Source organism: Clostridium tarantellae, from assembly GCF_009295725.1.
Classification (GTDB): domain Bacteria; phylum Bacillota; class Clostridia; order Clostridiales; family Clostridiaceae; genus Sarcina; species Sarcina tarantellae.
This window is the reverse complement of sequence record NZ_WHJC01000028.1, coordinates 1-20,437: the sequence shown is the minus strand read 5'-3', so window position 1 is coordinate 20,437 and position 20,437 is coordinate 1. Positions and strand designations below refer to the sequence as shown.

The following is a 20,437-nucleotide window of genomic DNA, read 5'->3' as shown; positions in this document are numbered from 1 at the left end:
GTATTCATATTTAAATAGTTTAGGCTATATCTGTTCAATAAAGGAGAGGATTAGCAATGAAAGAAAAAATAGCACTAATAACAGATACTGGTGGAGATTTAACTATAAAAGAATTAAAAGATAATAATATATTTTTATCACCTTTTATTATAAGATATGGGGAAAAAGAATATAAAGATACTTTAGAAATATCACCTAAAGAAATATATGAAAGATTGCATATAGAAATGCCTAGTAGTTCTCTTCCTAATTTGTTAGACTTTGATAATTTATTAACTAATTTAGAGAATCAAGGATATACTAATGTGATAGTAATAACAATTTCAACGGGTTTATCAGGAACATATAATTCCTTAAGGTTAGTTTGTGAAAATCATCCTAATTTAAAGAGTTTTGTTTATGATAGTAAAGGCTTAACTGTTATTGAAGGACAATTAGTTTTAAAAGTTGCAGAGCTTATTAGAAATGGACTTGATTTTGAACAAATAGTAAATTTAATACCTAAGATAAGAGCAAAGTTTAATGGGTATTTTACTATTGATACTTTAGAATATTTACAAAGAGGTGGAAGAATTGGTAGAGTTGCTAGTTCCATTGGAACGCTTCTTCAAATTAAGCCTATTATAGGTGTTGCTAAAGATGGAGTTTTATATACTCATTTAAAAGCAAGAGGAAAAAAGAAAGCTTTAGCAAAGATGACAGAACTTTTGAAGGAAGTTTTATTTAAACATAAATGTAATGTTTGGGTTTTAGAAGGAGGTGCTGAAGAAGAAGCAAGGGATTATATGGAAAAGCATATAAAGGGGCTTAATAACATTGAAAAATTATCTTTTGGGTTTATTGGACCAATTTGTGGAATGAATACAGGACCTGGTTTAGTTGCTGTTGTATATGAAATATTAGATAATTAAAAAAATAATTTAAGTGTAATATTAAAATGAGTTGTATTTTAAAATGCAACTCATTAATTTTTTATAGTTTAAAATAAAAAATTTAATATATATTTTAACTATTACATTGATATAAAGTTATTAAATATGTATAATTATTGTGAAAAATAATAAATGGAGTGAATGAACATGAGATTAAGAAGAAAACCTTGGGCTAGACCAGAATTAGAGAAAAGTGATTTTTTTATAACTAAGCCATATGAATATAAGGGGAAATGGCAAGAGTTTTTTGGAAATAACAATCCTATATATTTAGAGTTAGGATGTGGAAAAGGTACATTTATAGCGGTACATTCAGCAGAAAATGAAGATAAAAATTATATTGCTATAGATATAAAAGATGAAGTTTTAGTTTTAGCTAAAAGAAATATAGAGAAAAAATTTAATGAAGAGGGTAGAAGTTCAATAAATAATGTAAAATTAATGGCCCAAGAAATTAGCCTTATAAATGATGTGTTAGGAGATGAAGATAAAATACATAGAATTTATATAAATTTTTGTAACCCATGGCCAAAAGATAGACATAAGAAAAGAAGATTAACACATATAAGACAGTTAGAGAATTATAAAAAATTTTTAATTAACCATGGGGAAATATATTTTAAGACTGATGATGATAATTTATTTGAAGAATCATTAGAATATTTTAAAGAAAGTGGATTTAATATAGAATATATAACTTATGATCTTCATAATAGTAATTTTAAAGGAAATGTTGAAACAGAACATGAAAGAATGTTTACTAATATAGGTATAAAAACAAAGTTTCTTATTGCTAAAATATATTAAATTTTAATTATTTTAAAGACCATGAATATAAATTTTCATGGTCTTTATTAAAATTTTTTATAATAAAGATTAACATGAGAAAATATATGTAAAATAAAAAAGTTATTATATTTAAGTAGACAAATTAAAATTAATAATTACAAAAACATTAAAAAATTTAATAAATGAAGCTTTTTATAGAGTTATATAACAAAATAAATGTAAAATTAAAAAAAATGAAGATCTTAATAAAAACTTATGTAACAAAACATAAATACTATGAATAATATATAGCAGATAAAACAAATATTAAGATAAAAATTAACCTTTTAAAAAAGTTAAAATGTTAATGTGGAGGAATTTATAATGCAAGTAAAAGTAGATAAATATAAATTGGGAAGATCTGCTATAGGATCTATGATATCAAAACAACAAGAATTAACACTTAATATAAAGCTTAAAACAAATCCAAATCAAAATCCGAATATAAATGAAATAACAACTCAATCTTTTATAAGTGAATCATTGCCTGAATTTAATATATTGCAATCAATTAGTAATCCTACAATTTCAGGTAAAGTTATGGATTCCCAAAATAATCCTATTGAAAATGCTGTAGTAAAGTTAATGGATGTAAGTTTAAATCCAATTTCAAATACACTTACAGATGCTGAAGGAAATTATTCTATTAATACATCTCCAAATATAGATGTATATACTATGCTATCTATTGCTTCAGGAAAGATATTAAACCAAACTAATACTTTTACATTGTTAACAGGTGAAAGTAAAACAATGAATTTTACATTATTAGATGTACCTATTATTAACTTTGGTAATATAAGTGGTAAATTAATAGATAAGACTATAAACAATCCAATACCAATTTCAGGAGGTGTAGTTTCATTATATAAAAAAATAAATAATAATTTAACTTTAGTTGCTATGAGTTATACTGATTTAACAGGAGTATATTTTTTTAATCAAATAGATCCTGGTGATTATACACTTAAATTTAATGCTTTAGGATTTATAGAATCTGAAGGAACTATAACGGTTGAAAAGGATAAAATAGCACAACCAGTTAATATGTTAAATGATGATCCAGTTGCTGCTAAAGGAATAATATCAGGTACTATTTTAGATGAAAATAATTTGCCTATTGTAGGTGCAGATGTTATTCTTTATTCTTCAAGTGAAAATAATACATTAACACCTATAGCATTTACAACTACTAATTCTATAGGCAGATATAGTTTTATGAATGTGCCTAATGGAAACTTTGTAGTTAAATCAAATAAATTAGAAATGATTACTGTATAATTATTTAAAAGAGATATTTAATTTTTAGATATCTCTTTTAAATACATAATAAATAAAATGATAAATAAAATGATAAAAACAAATAAATTTGTTAAGTTTTTATCATAAACATAATAAATTTTATATTATTAAATAGGTCAGGTTGAATTTGTTTTTAAAATAATATATACTGGTTTAGTAGTTTTAGGTTCTTAAGTAATTTAATTATATTAGGATTAAAAGGGAAAACGGTTTAAATCCGGTACAGCCCTCGCTACTGTAATGGTTGACGAAATTCTATAAACCACTGACTTTATAGTTGGGAAGGAAGAATGGAGAATGATACCTAAGTCAGGAAATCTGCCTAAAACTTTATGCTATCCTTCGAGGTGAAAGGACAATAGCAAGAGAATTATAACTTAGTATATAAGTGACATAAATTTATATATAAAGCTGAATTATATATCAGTTAATATATTTTATGCGTTAAATATTAATTAAATCTTGCATTGTAAATTATAAAGAGTAAAATACTCCACCTTAATTAAGGCAGGAGTATTTTTTATGTATTAAAGTGTAAATTTTTTACTAGTATGTTTATATAATATATATTTAACATATAAGTTATTATAATTTATAAAAGAAATATTTTAAGGAGAAATTTTATTATGAAAAAAGCTATATTAGTAGTAAGTTTTGGAACAAGTTATTTAGATGCATTAAAAAATTCTATTGAAAAAATAGAAAATTATATAGGTCATACTTTTAAAGAATATAGAATACAACGTGCATTTACATCTAATATGATAATAAAATCCATAAAGAAAAAACACAATATAGATATATTAACTCCAGAGGAAGCTTTATTGAAATTAAAATCTGAAGGAGTAGAAGATGTAATTGTACAACCACTTCACATAATTCCAGGAGAAGAGTTTCAATATGTAAAAAATGTTGTAGATAAATATTTAAATTCTTTTAAATCAATAAAAATAGGAAGACCAATATTTTATTTTCAAGGGATAGAAGAATTACCACAAGATTATACTTTATTTATTGAAAGTGTAAAACATCTTTTTAATGATGTAGAATCTACAGTATTGTTTGGGCATGGTTCAGCTAATCCTTCAAATTCTTGTTATGGATGTTTACAAGCTGTATTACAAGATGAAGGATATGATAATGTGTTTGTAGGAACTGTAGAAGGGTATCCAAATTTTAACAATGTTTTAAAAACATTAAAAAGAAAAAATATTAAAAAAGTTAAGCTAGTTCCCTTAATGGTAGTAGCAGGAGATCATGCTAAAAATGATATGGCTTCAGAGGAAGAAGATTCATGGAAATCTATGTTAGAATCTGAAGGAATAAAGGTAAAAGTTCATTTAAGTGGTTTAGGAGAGTTAGACTCTTTTAATGAATTATACATAAATAGAATAAATGATGTTATAAAACATAGATATATAGGAGCTGGAAATACTAAAAAAAGATAATAGTTAGGAGAGCTAATTATGAAAACTTTAATAATTTCATCCAATTGCAGTGGTGGTGGTAAAACTACTATTACTTTAGGATTAATGAAAGCATTAAAAAATTTAAATTATTCAGTTCAAGGATATAAAGTAGGACCAGATTATATAGATCCAGCTTTTCATAGTAAAATAACAGGGACTTTTTCAAGAAATTTAGATGTTCATTTAATGGGAGAAGAAGGTTTGAAAAAAAGTTTTTCTAGAGGAAATGGTGATTTAGCTGTTATAGAAGGTGTAATGGGATTATATGATGGAAAAGGTATTACAGAAGAAGGATCTACTTATAATGTATCAAAAATTTTACAAGATACGCCTATAGTTATGGTAATAACTCCTAAAGCGCAAAGTTTAACCTTATGTGCAGAAATAAATGGATTAAAAAATTTTAAAAATGCTAATATAGTTGGAGTAATAATTAATTGTGTAAGTGAAAAATATTATAATCTTTTAAAAGTTGCTATAGAACAACATTGCTGTATTAAAGTTTTTGGATATATACCTAAAGATGAAAGAATTAAAGTTAATAGTAGGCATTTAGGTTTAATTCAAAGTTCAGAAATAGAAAACCTTAAGGAAAAGATAGATACATGTGCAAAATTAATTAAAGAAAATGTAGATTTAGAATCTTTAATTAATTCATTTAAAGACATAGAAACTTATAAATTTAAAAGAGTATTAAAAAACATAGGATTAAAAACAGCTGTGGCTTATGATAAGGCTTTTAGTTTCTATTATAAAGAAAATATAGAATTTTTAGAAGAGTTAGGTGAAGTAGTATATTTTAGTCCTTTAAAAGATGAAAAATTACCTGATAATATAAATTTTTTATATATTGGTGGAGGATATCCAGAAATATTTAAAGAAAAATTAAGTGCTAATATTTCTATGAGAAAAAGTATTAAGAATGCTTTAGATAACGGATTAAGAGCTTATGCAGAATGTGGTGGCTTAATGTATTTAACAAAAAAAATAGATAATATGGATATGGTAGGTTTTTTTGAAGGAACTAGTGAAATGACTAATAAATTAAATAGATTTGGATATGCAACTGTAAATATAGATAATATTAAAATTAATTGTCATGAATTTCACAAATCTATAGTTAATTTAAAAGAAAACACTGTATATAATGTAGAAAAAATTTCTTATACAGGCGAAAAAATAACATGGAACTGTGGTTACAGAAAAAATAACGTGCTAGCTGCTTATGCACATGTGCATTTTTGGGGAAATTTAGAATTTTTGAAAATGGTTTTAAATATAAAAGAGGTGTAAAAATGGATTATATAAAAATACCAATGGATATAGAAAAAAAAAGTTTTGAAATTATAGGAGAGGAAATGGAACCACATTCCTTTACAGAGGAAGAATTATCAATTATAAAAAGAGTGATACATACTACTGCTGATTTTACATATCAGAATTTAATAGACATTAGTGAAGGAGCCATAGATACAGCAAAAGAAGTTTTTAAAAAGGGTGCTATTATATATACAGATACTAATATGGCTTTATCGGGAATAAATAAAAAATCTTTAGAAAAACTTAATTCAAAGGCAATGTGCTACGTGAACTTAGAAGAGGTTTTTAAAGAAGCGAAAGAAAAGCAAATAACACGTTCAATGGCAGCAGTAGAAAAAGCTTGTAAAGATAATGTGGATATTTTTGTATTTGGAAATGCTCCTACAGCATTATTTAAGTTAAAAGAATTAATAAAAGAAGGAAAAGCTAATCCAAAACTTATAATAGCTGTACCAGTAGGGTTTGTAGGAGCTAGTGAAAGCAAGGAAGATCTAAAAGAGCTTAATATACCGTATATTAGAGTTAAAGGTAGAAAAGGTGGAAGTACTGTGGCAGCTTCTATTATAAATGCACTTATGTATATGGTAGTAGAAAGATAGGGTGAAAATATGCTTGACTTATATGTAGATAGTGGTGGAAAAAAATTAAGATGTGGATATACTACAGGAGCATGTGCTACAGCAGCTGCAAAAGCTGCAACATATATGTTATTTAATGATGAAGAAATTAATAGTATAGGTATAGATACTCCAAAAGGAATAAAACTACATATAGATATTAAGGATATAAAAAAGGAAAGAAATAATGTAACTTGTGCTGTAATAAAAGATGGTGGAGATGATATAGATATTACAAATGGATTAGCTATATATGCTAAAGCGGAAAAAATTCATAAGGGATTTATTTTAGAAGGTGGAAAGGGTGTAGGCACTGTAACTTTAGATGGGCTGTATGTAAATAAAGGAGAAGCAGCTATAAATCCAGTTCCTAGAAAAATGATTGAAAAAGAAGTAAAAGCTATTTTACCTAAAGATGAAGGGGTTAAAATAACTATTTTTGTTCCTAAAGGTGAAGAGATTGCTAAAAGAACTTTTAATCCAAGATTAGGAATAGTAGGTGGAATATCTATTCTTGGAACTACAGGGATAGTATATCCAATGTCAGAGGATGCTATAAAGGATTCTATAAAACTAGAAATTAAACAAAAGGCTAAAGAAAATAAAACTCTTTTATTAACTTTTGGGAATATGGGAGAAAGATTTGCTAACTCTTTAGGGTATGATAGTAATAGCATTGCTATAATCTCAAATTATGTTGGATTTGCTTTAGAATGTTGTAACACTTATAAAGTTAAGCATATAGTTTTAGTTGGCCACATAGGAAAAATGAGTAAAATTGCTTATGGATGTTTCAATACTCATAGTAAAGTAGCGGATGTAAGATTAGAGGTTATAGCTTTAGAACTAACTTTACTAGGTTATGATTTATCTTTAGTTAAAAAGATTTTAAAAGAGAAAACTACTGAAGGTGCAGTAAAGTTATTAGGTAGTGGTTATGAAAAGCTTTATGAAAACATTGGGAAAAAGATAAAAGATAAACTTGAGCAATATACATATAATGAAATAAAATGTGATGTAATTATGTATTATGGAGCTACTAATATGAAACTTTTATATAAAAGTGTATAAAAATTTAATATAGAATTTTTAAAAATTTATTTATATATAAAGGAGTTTATATGATACAGATAGTAGGAATAGGACCAGGGCATGAAGACTTTATATTACCAGTTTCTAAAAAAGCATTAAGCAAAAGTGATTTAATAATAGGATTTTCTAGGGCAATAGATAGTATAAATTTTATTTCAAACAACAAATTAAAAGTAAAATCTTTAATGGATATTATTAAAGTTTTAGAAGAAAATAAAGAAAAAAATATTTGTGTAATAGCATCTGGAGATCCAACTTTTTATGGTATTACAGATTTTTTAAAGAAAAATTTAAATAGAAGTTTTAATGTAATACCTGGAATAAGTTCTTTTCAATATTTAACTTGTAAATTAAATAAAAGCTGGGGAAAGGCTTTTGTTGGAAGTTTGCATGGAAGAGAAGAAAATTTTATTAATATTGTTAATAACAATAAATTATCTATTTGGTTAACAGATAATAAAAATACTCCTAATGTTTTATGTGAAAAGCTTATAAATAATAATATAAAATGTACTGTAACAATAGGAGAAAATTTATCATACAATGATGAAAAAATTTATAGTGGAGAACCACAGAATTTAATGAATATGGATTTTAAAAGCTTAAGCATATTTTTAGTAGAAGTTTCAAATTAAATAAAGATATAAATATTAATTATAAATTTAAAAATGAAAAGAGGTGATTAAATGGAATTTATTAAAGATTCTGAATTTATTAGAGGAAAATGTCCAATGACAAAAGAAGATATTAGATTACTTTCTGTAATTAAAATGAATCTTAAGGAAGAGCATAAAGTTTTAGATATAGGTAGTGGAACAGGGAGTATATCTATTCAAATTTCTAAAATGGTAAGCAAAGGTATAGTATATTCTATTGAAAAGAATGAAGAGGCTTTTAATATTACTAATAAAAATATAGAAAAATTTAATTGCAAAAATATAAAAGCAATTAAAGGGGATGCTGTAGAAGTATTAAATAATTTAATTAAAGAAGATATTAAATTTAATTCTATATTTGTTGGTGGAAGTGGTGGAAATGTAGAAGAAATTCTTAAGTTATGCAATTTATTATTAGAAGAAAAGGGTACATTAGTAATGAATTTTATAACTTTAAATAATGCTTATAAAAGTATTGAATATATGAAATCCTTAAAGTATACAGTAGATATAACTATGGTTAATATAAGTAAAAATTCCAATGAGAGTTATATGATGATAGCAAATAATCCAATAATTATAATTGAATGTGTAAGGAGAGAAAATTAATAATGGCAGTTTTATATGGAATTGGAGTAGGTCCAGGAGATAGTGAATTATTAACAATAAAGGGTTTAAAGGCTATAGAAAATTCTCAGGTTATAGTAGCACCATCAGCACTAGAGGATGGTGAAAGTATTGCACTAGAAACAGTTAGAGAATATATACCAAAAGGTGTGGAAGTTATAGTTAAGCATTTTCCTATGGGAACTAAAGATAAGCATTTAAAAGTAAAAGAAGCTTATGAATTAATAGCAACTAAATTAAAAGAAGGAAAAACTGTTTCTTTTTTAACTATAGGAGATTCCTATGTATATAGTACATACATACACTTGTTACACTTTATAGAAGAAAAAGGTTTTGAAGTAAAAACAATTCCAGGAATAACTTCATTTTGCGCCGCAGCTAGTTTAGTTGATAGAACTTTAGTAGTAGGTAATGAACCATTGCTTGTAATTCCAGCAGCTAGAGTTAAGGATATTAAAAATGAAAAATTTGTAGTTATAATGAAGCTATATAAGCATGAGGAAGAGGTTGTTAATACACTAGAAGAGAAAGGCTTTGATTATGTTTATGTTAGTAGAGTTGGAAGAGAAGGAGAAGTTATATTAACAGATAAAGAAGAAATAAAAAAATCAAATGATTATATGTCATTAATATTAGCAAGTAGAAAGTAGAGGTATTAATATGATTTATTTTATTGGAGCAGGTCCAGGGGATGTTGATTTAATAACTGTTAAAGGAAGAGATATATTAGCTAAAGCAGATATAGTTATATATGCGGGTTCTTTAGTGTCAAAAGATCATTTAGATTTTTGTAAAGAAAATGTAGTAACATATAATTCTGCATCTATGACTTTAGATGAGGTTATAGAGGTTGTTAAAGAAAATAAAGATAAAATTATTGTAAGACTTCACACTGGCGATCCAGCTATTTATGGAGCTATAAAAGAACAAATGGATGAGTTAGATAAATTAGGAGTTAAATATAAGGTAATACCAGGAGTAAGTTCTTTTACAGCGGCAGCTTCAGTTATAAAAAAAGAATTTACATTACCATCAGTAACTCAAACAGTTATTTTAACAAGAGTTGAGGGAAGAACTCCAGTACCTGAAAATGAAGATTTAGAAAACTTAGCATCTATAGGAGCTTCAATGGCAATATTTCTTTCTATATCAATGATTGATAAAGTGGTTGCTAAATTAAGAAAAGGTTATGGTAGAAATGTTCCTATAGCTGTTGTAGAAAGAGCTACTTGGAATGATGAAAGAGCAATAATAGGAACTTTAGATGATATTGCTGAAAAAATAAAAGAAGCTGGAATAAAAAAATGTGCACAAATTCTAGTAGGAGATTTTATAAATTGTGATTATGAAAAAAGTTTATTGTATGATAAAAGTTTTTCTCATATGTTTAGGGATGCAAAAAAATAAAAATGATAGCTATAGTTAGTGTAACTTTAAAAGGTAATTTCTTAGCTAGAATTTTAAAAGAAAATTTAAAATCACATATTTATTGCAAGTCAGAAATAAAATCTTTTAAATTAGTAGAATTAACAAGAGAACTGTTTGAAAAATATAAAAGTATTATATTTATTAGTTCTACTGGTATAGCAGTAAGAGCTATAGCACCATATTTAAGAGGAAAAGATAAGGATCCAGCTATAGTGGTTGTGGATGTATGTAACAATTATACAATTAGTTTACTTTCAGGTCATATAGGTGGCGCTAATAAATTAACTTTGCAAGTTGCTAAAATTTTAAATAATACTCCAGTAATAACTACTGCTACAGATGGTTTAGGAATAATAGCTCCAGATGTAATTGCTTGTGACAATAACTTAGAAATAGAAGACTTAAAAAAAGCTAAATATATAAGTAGTTTATTGGTGAATAATAGTATAGTATATTTTAAGGATGATAAAGACTTAATTGCATGTCCTAATGGATATAAGTTAACTAATAAAGTTAAAGAAAATATGGTATGGATAACTAATAAAAAATCTAATAATAGTTATAATAATGATAAAATTTTAAAATTGATAAGAAAAGATATTATTTTAGGCATAGGTTGTAGAAAAAATATGGATAGTGAAAAACTATATAATTTTGTACTTAGTACTATTAATGAAAATAATATTGACTTAAAATCTATTAAATCTATAGTATCTGTAGAGATAAAAAAAGATGAAAAAGCTATAAAAGATTTAAGTGATAGATTAAATTGTGAATTTAAAACTTTCTCTATAGATAATATTTTAAAAGTTCAACATAATTTTGAAGGAAGTAGTTTTGTAGAGAAGACTATAGGCGTAAAAGCTGTATGTGAACCGTGTGTTTTTTTAGCAGGAGGTAAGATAATAATACCAAAAATAAAATTTCAGGGTATTACATTAGCTATTGGACAATTGGAAGGAGTATAAAGTAATGGGTAAATTATATGTAATAGGAATAGGGCCTGGTGGAATAGAACATATGACTGGAAAGGCTTTAAAAGCTATACAAGAAAGCGACATAATAGTTGGATATACTAAATACATAGCTATGGTTAAAGATATAATAGAAAACCAAGAAATTTTTTCTACAGGTATGAGAGGGGAAGAAGAAAGATGTAGAGAAGCTTTACGTCTTAGTAAAGAAAAAAATGTAGCATTAGTTAGTACAGGTGATTCAGGAATTTATGGTATGGCTGGATTAATACTTGAGATGAAAAGTGATGAAGAAGTAGAAATTATACCTGGAATAACAGCTTCAAGTGCAGCAGGGTCTGTAGTTGGTGCACCACTTATGCATGATAATTGCAATATAAGTTTAAGTGATTTAATGACACCTTACGAAGATATTAAAAAGAGAGTAGCTTTAGCTGCTGAAGGAAATTTTGTAATTTCTTTATATAATCCTAAAAGTAATGGTAGACCACATTATTTAAAAGAATGTATAAATATTATAAAAAAATTTAGAGAAGATAATATACCAGTAGCAGTTATAAGAAATGCTTTAAGAGAGGGACAAAATTATCATATAACAACATTAAAGGATTTTGATGATAGTATTGTAGATATGTTTTCCATAGTTATTATAGGAAATTCAAAAAGCTATATAAAAAATGGACAATTTATTACACCAAGAGGCTATAAGGTTAAGGAAGATTAACTATGATAGGCTTTGTTTTAGGAACATCTGAAGGAAAGAAATTTTTATCTTTAATAAATAAATATACAAGTGATTTAACAGTTTTTACTGCTACTAAGTATGGTGGAGAATTATTAAAAGACTTTAATATGAAAAATATATTTTCTACTCCTTTAGATAAAGAAGGATTTAAAAATCAAATTAAAAAGTTTTCTATAAAAGCTATGGTAGATGCATCCCATCCTTATGCTGTTAATGTAAGTAAAAATTTAATAAAAGCTTGTAAAGAAACAGATATTGAATATATAAGGTATGAAAGAAGAGGCATAATAGAAAGTTTAGATAATAAAGACAATATAAGTACTATTGAAAAATATGGAGATTTAAAATCAGTTTTAAGTTCTTTTGATGGAAATATATTGAATACTACTGGTAGTCGAAATATTAAAAAAATAATAGATTTAAAGTTAGAAAATAGAATAGTACATAGAATTTTACCAGATGGAGATATATTAAAGGATATATTAACCTTAGGAGTACAAGTAGAAGATGTTATTGCTATAAAAGGTCCTGTTGGATATGAATTAAATAAGGCTTTTATTAAAGAATATGACATAAAAGCTATTTTAACTAAAGATAGTGGTATTCAAGGTGGAGTTGTTGAAAAAATAAGGGCTGCTAAAGATACTAACACTAAGATAATACTTATTAAAAAACCTTTAATAGACTATGGAAAAATATTTTTTGAAGAAATTAATGTAATTGAATATATAAAAAAAGAATATTTACTAAAAAAATAAATTTATCAAATTGTGCTTTTAATATTAAAATTATAAAAAATAAAATGAAAAATTTTATTAGAAGCACATTTTGAATAATTAAAATACTAAATGACAAGATAAAAAGAAAGGATGATAAATTTGAAAAAAGTATTTTATATTTTATTTATTTTATTGTTATCGTTAACAATTCCTACTAATGTATATGCAATGCATATAGCAGAAGGGTATTTACCTTTAAATTGGACATTATTTTATTTTATTCTGTCAGCTCCCTTTATTTTTTTTAGTATAAGAGCTATTAGAAAATCAATAAGAAAAAATAAAGATATAAAAATGTTGTTAGCACTTATGGGAGCATATGTATTTATGATGTCAGCCATGAAATTACCATCAGTTACAGGAAGTTCATCACATCCAACAGGGACAGGCCTTGGAGCAGTAATATTTGGACCAATGGTTATGGTTGTAATATCAGTAATAGTTTTGTTATTTCAAGCTATATTATTAGCTCATGGTGGATTAACTACATTAGGTGCTAATGTTTTTTCTATGGGTATTATTGGTCCTATAGTAGCATATGCAGTTTATAGATTATTTAAGAATAAGAATAAGACTATAGCTATATTTTTAGCAGCTACAATAGGAGATTTAGCTACTTATGTAGTAACATCAATTCAACTAGCTTTAGCATTTCCAGCCAGGGATGGTGGTGTAATATCATCTGTTATTAAATTTTCTGAAATTTTTGCAATAACTCAAGTTCCTTTAGCTATAGTAGAAGGAATAATATCAGTTATAATTTATGATTTTATAAGAAAACATTGTAGTAATGAATTATCAGAATTAGGGGAGGAACTATTATAATGAAAAAAAATTTATTATTTATATTAATATGTGTAGTTTTAATAGTATCACCATTTATTATTAGTAAAAATGGGGCATTTGAAGGTGCTGATGATCAAGCAGAAAATTTAATAACAGAATTAAATAGTGATTATGAACCATGGTTTGAAAGTTTATGGGAACCACCATCTGGAGAGGTGGAAAGTTTTTTATTTTCATTACAAGCGGCTATTGGATCAGGTTTTATAGGATATTATGTAGGAAAGAAGAAAAATGATAAGAGAGATAACACTATATGCTCTAAATAGTAAATTTTCTAATATACATCCCTTAGAAAAATTATCAGCAGTAATAATATCTTTAATATTATGTAGTTTTGTACAAAATAAATATATTATTATATTTAATAGTTGTTTATTTATTATACTTAATCTAATTGCAAAGAATCCAATTAAATTAATAAGTAAGTTTTTGATTATTTCTTGTACATTTTTTATTTTTACAGCAATTACTTTAGCTATAAGTGATTATTCTAAAGAGTATATAATATTACTTTTTTTAAAAGGAATTAATGGAGCGTTAACTATAAGTTTTTTAGCATTAACTACATCTATAAATCATATAGTATGGATTGCTAATAAAGGTAAATATACAAGAGATGTTGGAGATATAGCAAAAGGGATGGAAACTTTTCTTATTTTAATAGAAAAAGATTTTAATAATACTATTAAAGCATTAAAGAGTAGAGGTGGATTTAATGGAAAAATTAATAGTATAAAGGACTTTGGAAAACTTTGTAGCGTTGTAATGAAAAATTTAGTTTTTAGATGGAAAGAAATTAATTTAGGATTAAAAAATAGATGTTATATAGGAAGGCATAATTACAGTTATAATTTTCATATAAACAAAAAAAGATGTATATATATTTTAAGTTATTTAATTATTATGATATCTATAATTTATATGTTTTAATAAAATTAAAAGAACTATAAAGTTTTACAATGGAAGTAAATTTTATAGTTCTTTAATTTTATAGAAAAGTCCGTAAAACCACTGTGTCTTATGACTGTGGATGTAAGAATACTCTTTTAGTATACCTTTTGATTATGCACCACAGGTTTCAGGATTTTCAAATTGGCTATTATAAAGATCAGAATAAAAACCACCTTTGGCCATTAATTCATCATGAGTTCCTTTTTCCACAACAGTACCATCATTCATAACTAATATTAAATGAGCATTTCTAATAGTAGATAATCTGTGTGCAATTACAAAGCTTGTGCGACCTTTCATTAAATGATCCATAGCATTTTGGATATTTTGTTCAGTTCTAGTATCTACTGAACTTGTAGCTTCATCAAGAATAAGGATAGAAGGGTTGGCTAAAATTGCTCTAGCAATAGTTAATAATTGTTTTTGTCCTTGAGATATATTAGTTCCTTCTTCATTTAATATAGTATCATATCCATTAGGTAATGTTCTAATGAAGTGATCAGCATGAGCTGCTTTAGCAGCAGTTATAATATCTTTATCAGTAGCATTTTCATTACCATAGGCAATATTATCCTTTATAGTACCATTAAATAACCAAGTATCTTGAAGTACCATACCAAATAATTTTCTTAAATCTCCTCTTTTCATATTATTGATATTAATATCATCAATAGTTATTTTACCAGAATATACATCATAAAATCTCATTAATAAATTAATTAAAGTGGTTTTACCTGCACCAGTAGGTCCAACAATAGCTACTGATTTACCAGAATCTACAGAAAAATTCATATCTTTAATTAAAGGAGTATCTTTTTTATAACTAAAATTAACATGATGAAATTTAACATTCCCTTCAGCATTAGCAATTTTAATTGCATTAGAAACTTCAGGCATTTCCTCTTTTTCATCAAGTACTTCAAATACTCTTTCAGCAGCGGCTACTGTTGATTGAAGAATATTTGAAATATTAGCTACTTGGTTAATTGGTTGAGTAAATTGTCTTGAGTACTGAATAAATGCTTGTATATTACCTATAGTTATTCTTCCTTTAGTAACTAAAACACCACCAATTACAGCTATAAAAACATAGCCTATATTGTTTATAAACATCATAGCTGGCATTATTATACCTGAAATAAATTGAGCTTTCCAACTAACTTCATATAATTTATTATTTATTTCATTAAATTCATTTATAGATTTTTGTTCGTGACTAAAAGCTTTAACTACCATATGACCAGCATACATTTCTTCTATATGCCCATTTAATTTTCCTAATTCACTTTGTTGATTGGCAAAGAATTTTTGTGATTTTTTCACAATAGGACCAGCTACAATTAAAGCTAAAGGTAATGTAATAAAAGTAACAAGAGTCATAATTAAATCTATTCTAAGCATCATTATTACAACACCTATAATAGTTATAATTGCCGTTATTAGTTGTGTTAAGCTTTGTTGTAAGGTAGAGGCAATGGTATCAACATCATTTGTAATTCTACTTAAAATATCTCCTTTAGTATTTGAATCAAAATATCTAAGAGGTAATTTGTTTAATTTTTTATTTACTTCATTACGTAGTTCTGCCACTGTTTTTTGAGCAATACTTGCCATAATATATTGTTGAAATAAAGAGAAAATAGAACTAAGAATATATAATATAGTTAATACAATTAATATTTTAAACAAACTAGTAAAATCAATACCTACTAAACCTTTAATCTTATTCATAAAACCTTCTAAAATTAAATTGGTAGCATTACCTAATATATCAGGGCTTAAAATGGTAAATAATGTACTTAAAATAGTAAAAATAAATACTAATATTAAACTAAAGCTATAAGGTTTTAAATAATTTAACAATCTTTTTAATGTTCCTTTAAAATCTTTAGCTTTATGGGTGGTTAAGGATAGACCACTATGTCTCATATTAGGGATTTTTCCTTTAGTCATTATGCATCAGCCTCCTCTTTAGAAAGTTGAGAGTATACAATTTCTTCATATACTTTACAGGATTTTAATAATTCTGTATGAGTTCCTTTACCTACAACGGAACCATTATCTAAAACTATAATAGTATCTGCATCAATTATAGAACTTACTCTTTGGGCAATTACAATAATAGTAGAGTTTTTTGTTTCCTTTTTAAGAGCACATCTAAGTTTAGCATCTGTTTTAAAATCTAAAGCAGAAAAGCTATCATCAAAGAGAAAAATTTCAGGCTTCCTAATTAAAGCACGAGCTATACATAAACGTTGTTTTTGTCCACCTGACACATTAGAGCCACCTTGTGCAATAGAAGAATGAATACCTTCTGGCATTTCTGAAACAAAATTATAGGCTTGAGCTATTTTACAAGCTTTAATTATTTCTTCATTAAGAGCATTTTCTTTGCCATACTTTAAATTATCCGCTATAGTTCCACTAAAAAGAATAGCTTTTTGAGGAACTAAGCCTATTTTTTTTCTTAAATTTTCTATGGAAATATTTCTTATATTAATGCCATCAATGAAAATTTCACCAGCAGTAGTATCATAAAATCTAGGTATTAAATTTATAATGGTAGATTTTCCAGATCCTGTACTTCCTATAATTGCAGTAGTTTTTCCTGGTTTTGCATAAAAAGATATATCTTTTAAAGTATATTCTTCAGCGCCAGGATATTTAAAAGAAACATTTTTAAATTCAACATATCCTTTTAAAATATTATTATTTTTATTAGAAGAAGAATTTATTATTTCATTTTTTAAAGATAAAACTTCATTTACTCTATCAGCAGATGCAGAAGCTCTAGGAATTAATATAAACATCATAGATAACATAATAAGAGACATCATTATTTGCATAACGTATTGAATAAATGCCATTAAATTACCAATTTCAAAGGTTCCTGAATTAATGTATTTTGCACCATACCACATAATAGCTACAGAAGTAAGATTAAGTATAAGCATTAATATAGGCATTAAAATTCCCATTAAAATATTAACTTTTATTGCAGTATTAGTTAAAGCCATATTACAAAAATTAAATCGTTTCTCTTCAAATTTAATTTTATCAAAGGCTCTTATTACTCTAATTCCAGTTAAATTTTCCCTTGAAATTAAATTAAGTTTATCAAGTTTTACTTGCATTGATTTAAATAAAGGAATTCCTTTTTTACCAACAATAAAAATTGATAAAGCTACTAAAGGAATTGATATTAAAAGAATATTTGAAAGCTTAAAACTAGTTTTAAGAGCCATAATTAGTCCACCTATGCAAGTTAATGGCGCAATTATCATCATTCGCATAAACATTAGTATTACTTGTTGAATTTGATTTATATCATTAGTAGATCTTGTTATCAATGAAGAAGTTCCAATAGTATCAAATTTTTTAAGAGAATAACTAGATACCTTAATAAATATATCTTTTCTTAAATCTTTAGCAAAGCTTGTACCTGCTTTAGCAGAAAGATAACTTGATATTATAGCTAATATTGATCCACCTAAGGCAAATAAAATCATTATTCCACCAGTTTTAAAAATATAAACAGTATTACCTGTTATAACTCCTTTATCAATTATATTAGCCATTAAATTAGGTAAATATAATGTTGATAAAGAATAAAAAAATAGTAAAACAACTACAGCTATAACAGATAAAGTATATGGTTTTAAATATTTCAAAAGTTTTAACATTAAGTTCACTCCTATTTTTTATAAATTTTATTTGTATTTTTAAGTTTGCATAATAAAAAATTAAATAAAATAATATTAGTATGGCGAGTATACTGCAAAATAATTAATGTATTAATTATTTTGCAGTATACTCTTATAAAAATAAAAAATCAACTTAAAATTTAAAAAATAAAAATTCTAAGAAATAAATAAATTTTTTATATTTTGATATAATAAAAGAAAGCGTTTAAAGGTATTTTGCATAGAAAATAGAAAGGATTTGTTAAATATGAGATTATTAAGAAATATAGAGGAAAATATTATTAGAATTCCTATATTTGTTAAAACCTTAATTTATAACATGCTTAATAACAATAAATATGAGATTATTAAGTATGGGGAAGAAAAAAAACAATATTATATAATATATGAAGGAAATAAAAAAAATAAATTTATTTTTTTTATACACGGAGGAGGATGGTGGCATGGTACGCCAAAATTTTGTAAGGGAATTGCTAATTTTTTTTTATCTAAAGGATATAATGTAATTATGCCTTCCTATAGATTGGTTCCTTTTAATAGATATCCTACACAAATAAAAGATATATTTAAAGCATATAAAGATTTTATTAATAATTTTAATAAAGAAAATAATGATATAATAATAGTAGCATATTCAGCAGGATGTGAATTAGCAGTAAATTTAATTTTAAATAATGAGATGAATGAAAATTTAAAATTTGATATTAAAAATATAAAAAAAGTTGTTTTGTTGTCAGGAACATTAGATTTTAATAAATGTACTTCAAAACGTTATCTAAAATTAATTAAAAATTATATAGGAAAAAATAAAAAAATTGAAAAAGTTAATCCAATTAATTTAATACATAAAAAAATTGAAATTCCTTTTTTATGTATACATGGAGAAAGAGATTCATTAATAGATATAAATAATTCTATTAGTTTTGTAAATAAACTTAATAATTTTGGAGGAAAAGGAATTCTGATGAAAATAAAAAATAAACATCATTGTGATACACCTATGTTACTAATGAATAATAAAAATATTAATACAAAAAATATATTGAACTTTATAAAGAATTAAAGGTGAACAAATGAAAGAAAAAAAAAATAGAAATTATTTATTAGATAATTTAAAGGTTATTTTAATTTTTTCAGTAGTTTTCGGACATGTTATTGAATTTTATATGAAAGATAGTATTTTTTTAAAAAGTATATATATATACATATATATATTTCATATGCCTTTATTTGTTTTTACATCGGGATATTTTTCTAAGAATATAGAAAAGTGTAGAAAATCAGCAGTTAAGAAATTATTATTACCCTATTTATTTTTTAATATTCTTTGGTATACTATAGTTTATATTGGGACAGGTAAATTTATGTTATTTACTTTAGCCTCTGGTTGGACTTTATGGTATTTATTAAGTTTATTTTTTTGGAGAATTTTATTAAAATATTTAATTAAAATAAAATTAGTAATACCTATATCTATTATTATGGGATTGTTGGTAGGAATGTTACCTACTGGTCAAGAAATAATTTCTTTTTCTAGAACCATAACTTTTTTACCATTTTTTTTACTAGGATATTATACTCATAATAAAAATTTGAAAAAAATAAATAAGTTAGGTGTAGTTGTAGCAACTATAGGAATAATATTATCTTTAATAATAGCTTTTAATATAGCTGAAAATAATTTAATATATTATAAGTTTTTATATAATTCACAATCATATGTATCTACTGGATTGAGTAATTTACAAGGAGTTTATTTCAGAGTTTTATTATATTTTGGATCAATAATTTTTAGCATATGTGTAATAAATGTAGTTCCTAAAAGTAAAACTTTTTATAGTTATATAGGAAGATGGACTATGAATATATATGTGTTTCATATATATTTAATTTTAGTTTTATATGCATTAATACCTAAATGGAATTTATCATTAATACAAAATACATTAATTATTATTTCTCCTTTTATAATAATTTTTATACTTTCATTAAATTGGACACAAAAACTTTATGATAAAACGTTTAATCCTATATATAATTTATATGATAAATTAATTAAATTTTTTTATAAATAATTAAATTAAAAAACTATAGGGATATAAATTTTATATCCCTATAGTTTTTTTAATTAAACAAATTTATATTCTATACCGTTATTTCTTATATA

The 20,437-nt window shown here is 25.0% G+C and carries 21 protein-coding genes and 1 riboswitch; of the genes, 19 read left to right on the top strand and 2 right to left on the bottom strand.

The genetic code is table 11. The annotated features are described in order from the left end of the window. Positions 1-56 precede the first annotated feature (56 nt). From GBZ86_RS04085 to GBZ86_RS04005, 17 genes are all read left to right on the top strand, one after another. Positions 57-911, top strand: a complete 855-nt coding sequence (locus tag GBZ86_RS04085) for a DegV family protein (protein ID WP_152888005.1) — start codon at positions 57-59, stop codon at positions 909-911. Between the two features lie 168 nt (positions 912-1,079). Then, on the top strand, positions 1,080-1,739 hold the full coding sequence (trmB, locus tag GBZ86_RS04080) for a tRNA (guanosine(46)-N7)-methyltransferase TrmB (protein ID WP_152888003.1): 660 nt from the start codon (positions 1,080-1,082) through the stop codon (positions 1,737-1,739). Positions 1,740-2,084: 345 nt separating this feature from the next. Then, positions 2,085-3,041: an MSCRAMM family protein gene (locus GBZ86_RS04075; protein ID WP_152888001.1), complete on the top strand. Its 957-nt coding sequence runs from the start codon at positions 2,085-2,087 to the stop codon at positions 3,039-3,041. Between the two features lie 168 nt (positions 3,042-3,209). Then, positions 3,210-3,402: riboswitch (cobalamin riboswitch) on the top strand. 286 nt (positions 3,403-3,688) lie between these two features. Next, a complete protein-coding gene (locus GBZ86_RS04070) occupies positions 3,689-4,510 on the top strand; it encodes a sirohydrochlorin cobaltochelatase (protein ID WP_152887999.1) in 822 nt (273 codons plus the stop codon). An 18-nt stretch (positions 4,511-4,528) separates the two neighbouring features. Next, positions 4,529-5,824, top strand: coding sequence for a cobyrinic acid a,c-diamide synthase CobB (locus tag GBZ86_RS04065; RefSeq protein ID WP_152887997.1), 1,296 nt, complete (start codon positions 4,529-4,531; stop codon positions 5,822-5,824). 2 nt (positions 5,825-5,826) lie between these two features. Then, on the top strand, positions 5,827-6,450 hold the full coding sequence (locus tag GBZ86_RS04060) for a precorrin-8X methylmutase (RefSeq protein WP_152887995.1): 624 nt from the start codon (positions 5,827-5,829) through the stop codon (positions 6,448-6,450). A 9-nt stretch (positions 6,451-6,459) separates the two neighbouring features. Continuing rightward, positions 6,460-7,539, top strand: a complete 1,080-nt coding sequence (cbiD, locus tag GBZ86_RS04055) for a cobalt-precorrin-5B (C(1))-methyltransferase CbiD (protein ID WP_152887993.1) — start codon at positions 6,460-6,462, stop codon at positions 7,537-7,539. A gap of 50 nt (positions 7,540-7,589) precedes the next feature. Continuing rightward, positions 7,590-8,195: a precorrin-6y C5,15-methyltransferase (decarboxylating) subunit CbiE gene (gene cbiE, locus GBZ86_RS04050; RefSeq protein ID WP_152887992.1), complete on the top strand. Its 606-nt coding sequence runs from the start codon at positions 7,590-7,592 to the stop codon at positions 8,193-8,195. A 51-nt stretch (positions 8,196-8,246) separates the two neighbouring features. Beyond that, complete coding sequence (gene cbiT / locus GBZ86_RS04045) at positions 8,247-8,825, top strand: precorrin-6Y C5,15-methyltransferase (decarboxylating) subunit CbiT (protein ID WP_152887990.1); 579 nt, start codon at positions 8,247-8,249, stop codon at positions 8,823-8,825. Between the two features lie 2 nt (positions 8,826-8,827). Then, positions 8,828-9,493, top strand: a complete 666-nt coding sequence (locus tag GBZ86_RS04040; RefSeq protein WP_152887988.1) for a cobalt-factor II C(20)-methyltransferase — start codon at positions 8,828-8,830, stop codon at positions 9,491-9,493. Positions 9,494-9,503: 10 nt separating this feature from the next. Further along, positions 9,504-10,250 (top strand): precorrin-4 C(11)-methyltransferase, encoded by a 747-nt coding sequence (gene cobM / locus GBZ86_RS04035; protein ID WP_152887986.1) that lies wholly within the window; start codon positions 9,504-9,506, stop codon positions 10,248-10,250. A gap of 2 nt (positions 10,251-10,252) precedes the next feature. Further along, positions 10,253-11,239, top strand: coding sequence for a cobalt-precorrin 5A hydrolase (cbiG, locus tag GBZ86_RS04030; RefSeq protein ID WP_152887984.1), 987 nt, complete (start codon positions 10,253-10,255; stop codon positions 11,237-11,239). Between the two features lie 4 nt (positions 11,240-11,243). Beyond that, entirely contained in the window at positions 11,244-11,969 is a 726-nt protein-coding gene (gene cobJ / locus GBZ86_RS04025; protein ID WP_152887982.1) for a precorrin-3B C(17)-methyltransferase, read from the top strand. 2 nt (positions 11,970-11,971) lie between these two features. After that, on the top strand, positions 11,972-12,748 hold the full coding sequence (locus GBZ86_RS04020; RefSeq protein ID WP_152887981.1) for a cobalt-precorrin-6A reductase: 777 nt from the start codon (positions 11,972-11,974) through the stop codon (positions 12,746-12,748). 120 nt (positions 12,749-12,868) lie between these two features. Continuing rightward, positions 12,869-13,594, top strand: coding sequence for an energy-coupling factor ABC transporter permease (locus tag GBZ86_RS04015; RefSeq protein ID WP_422678909.1), 726 nt, complete (start codon positions 12,869-12,871; stop codon positions 13,592-13,594). After that, positions 13,594-13,881, top strand: coding sequence for an energy-coupling factor ABC transporter substrate-binding protein (locus tag GBZ86_RS04010; RefSeq protein WP_152887980.1), 288 nt, complete (start codon positions 13,594-13,596; stop codon positions 13,879-13,881). Before GBZ86_RS04015 ends, GBZ86_RS04010 begins: the two co-directional genes overlap by 1 nt. Then, positions 13,847-14,545, top strand: a complete 699-nt coding sequence (locus GBZ86_RS04005; RefSeq protein WP_152887978.1) for a CbiQ family ECF transporter T component — start codon at positions 13,847-13,849, stop codon at positions 14,543-14,545. The genes GBZ86_RS04010 and GBZ86_RS04005 overlap by 35 nt, the downstream gene beginning before the upstream one ends. A 132-nt stretch (positions 14,546-14,677) precedes the next feature. Here the strand turns inward: GBZ86_RS04005 and GBZ86_RS04000 are convergent, their stop codons facing one another. Both GBZ86_RS04000 and GBZ86_RS03995 read right to left on the bottom strand, forming a co-directional pair. Beyond that, complete coding sequence (locus GBZ86_RS04000; protein WP_152887976.1) at positions 14,678-16,519, bottom strand: ABC transporter ATP-binding protein; 1,842 nt, start codon at positions 16,517-16,519, stop codon at positions 14,678-14,680. Continuing rightward, positions 16,519-18,249, bottom strand: coding sequence for an ABC transporter ATP-binding protein (locus tag GBZ86_RS03995; RefSeq protein WP_152887974.1), 1,731 nt, complete (start codon positions 18,247-18,249; stop codon positions 16,519-16,521). Before GBZ86_RS03995 ends, GBZ86_RS04000 begins: the two co-directional genes overlap by 1 nt. A 268-nt stretch (positions 18,250-18,517) precedes the next feature. Between GBZ86_RS03995 and GBZ86_RS03990 the strand changes: the two genes are divergently transcribed. Then, a complete protein-coding gene (locus GBZ86_RS03990; protein ID WP_152887972.1) occupies positions 18,518-19,333 on the top strand; it encodes an alpha/beta hydrolase in 816 nt (271 codons plus the stop codon). 10 nt (positions 19,334-19,343) lie between these two features. Continuing rightward, positions 19,344-20,345: an acyltransferase family protein gene (locus tag GBZ86_RS03985; protein WP_152887970.1), complete on the top strand. Its 1,002-nt coding sequence runs from the start codon at positions 19,344-19,346 to the stop codon at positions 20,343-20,345. The last annotated feature ends 92 nt before the right edge of the window (positions 20,346-20,437 follow it).

Excerpts from the sequence above, each read along its gene's own strand:
- GBZ86_RS04085 (WP_152888005.1), top strand. The coding sequence starts at position 57 with ATGAAAGAAAAAATAGCACTAATAACAGATACTGGTGGAGATTTAACT.
- trmB (WP_152888003.1), top strand. The coding sequence starts at position 1,080 with ATGAGATTAAGAAGAAAACCTTGGGCTAGACCAGAATTAGAGAAAAGT.
- GBZ86_RS04075 (WP_152888001.1), top strand. The coding sequence starts at position 2,085 with ATGCAAGTAAAAGTAGATAAATATAAATTGGGAAGATCTGCTATAGGA.
- GBZ86_RS04070 (WP_152887999.1), top strand. The coding sequence starts at position 3,689 with ATGAAAAAAGCTATATTAGTAGTAAGTTTTGGAACAAGTTATTTAGAT.
- GBZ86_RS04065 (WP_152887997.1), top strand. The coding sequence starts at position 4,529 with ATGAAAACTTTAATAATTTCATCCAATTGCAGTGGTGGTGGTAAAACT.
- GBZ86_RS04060 (WP_152887995.1), top strand. The coding sequence starts at position 5,827 with ATGGATTATATAAAAATACCAATGGATATAGAAAAAAAAAGTTTTGAA.
- cbiD (WP_152887993.1), top strand. The coding sequence starts at position 6,460 with ATGCTTGACTTATATGTAGATAGTGGTGGAAAAAAATTAAGATGTGGA.
- cbiE (WP_152887992.1), top strand. The coding sequence starts at position 7,590 with ATGATACAGATAGTAGGAATAGGACCAGGGCATGAAGACTTTATATTA.
- cbiT (WP_152887990.1), top strand. The coding sequence starts at position 8,247 with ATGGAATTTATTAAAGATTCTGAATTTATTAGAGGAAAATGTCCAATG.
- GBZ86_RS04040 (WP_152887988.1), top strand. The coding sequence starts at position 8,828 with ATGGCAGTTTTATATGGAATTGGAGTAGGTCCAGGAGATAGTGAATTA.
- cobM (WP_152887986.1), top strand. The coding sequence starts at position 9,504 with ATGATTTATTTTATTGGAGCAGGTCCAGGGGATGTTGATTTAATAACT.
- cbiG (WP_152887984.1), top strand. The coding sequence starts at position 10,253 with ATGATAGCTATAGTTAGTGTAACTTTAAAAGGTAATTTCTTAGCTAGA.
- cobJ (WP_152887982.1), top strand. The coding sequence starts at position 11,244 with ATGGGTAAATTATATGTAATAGGAATAGGGCCTGGTGGAATAGAACAT.
- GBZ86_RS04020 (WP_152887981.1), top strand. The coding sequence starts at position 11,972 with ATGATAGGCTTTGTTTTAGGAACATCTGAAGGAAAGAAATTTTTATCT.
- GBZ86_RS04010 (WP_152887980.1), top strand. The coding sequence starts at position 13,594 with ATGAAAAAAAATTTATTATTTATATTAATATGTGTAGTTTTAATAGTA.
- GBZ86_RS04005 (WP_152887978.1), top strand. The coding sequence starts at position 13,847 with ATGATAAGAGAGATAACACTATATGCTCTAAATAGTAAATTTTCTAAT.
- GBZ86_RS04000 (WP_152887976.1), bottom strand. The coding sequence starts at position 16,519 with ATGACTAAAGGAAAAATCCCTAATATGAGACATAGTGGTCTATCCTTA.
- GBZ86_RS03995 (WP_152887974.1), bottom strand. The coding sequence starts at position 18,249 with ATGTTAAAACTTTTGAAATATTTAAAACCATATACTTTATCTGTTATA.
- GBZ86_RS03990 (WP_152887972.1), top strand. The coding sequence starts at position 18,518 with ATGAGATTATTAAGAAATATAGAGGAAAATATTATTAGAATTCCTATA.
- GBZ86_RS03985 (WP_152887970.1), top strand. The coding sequence starts at position 19,344 with ATGAAAGAAAAAAAAAATAGAAATTATTTATTAGATAATTTAAAGGTT.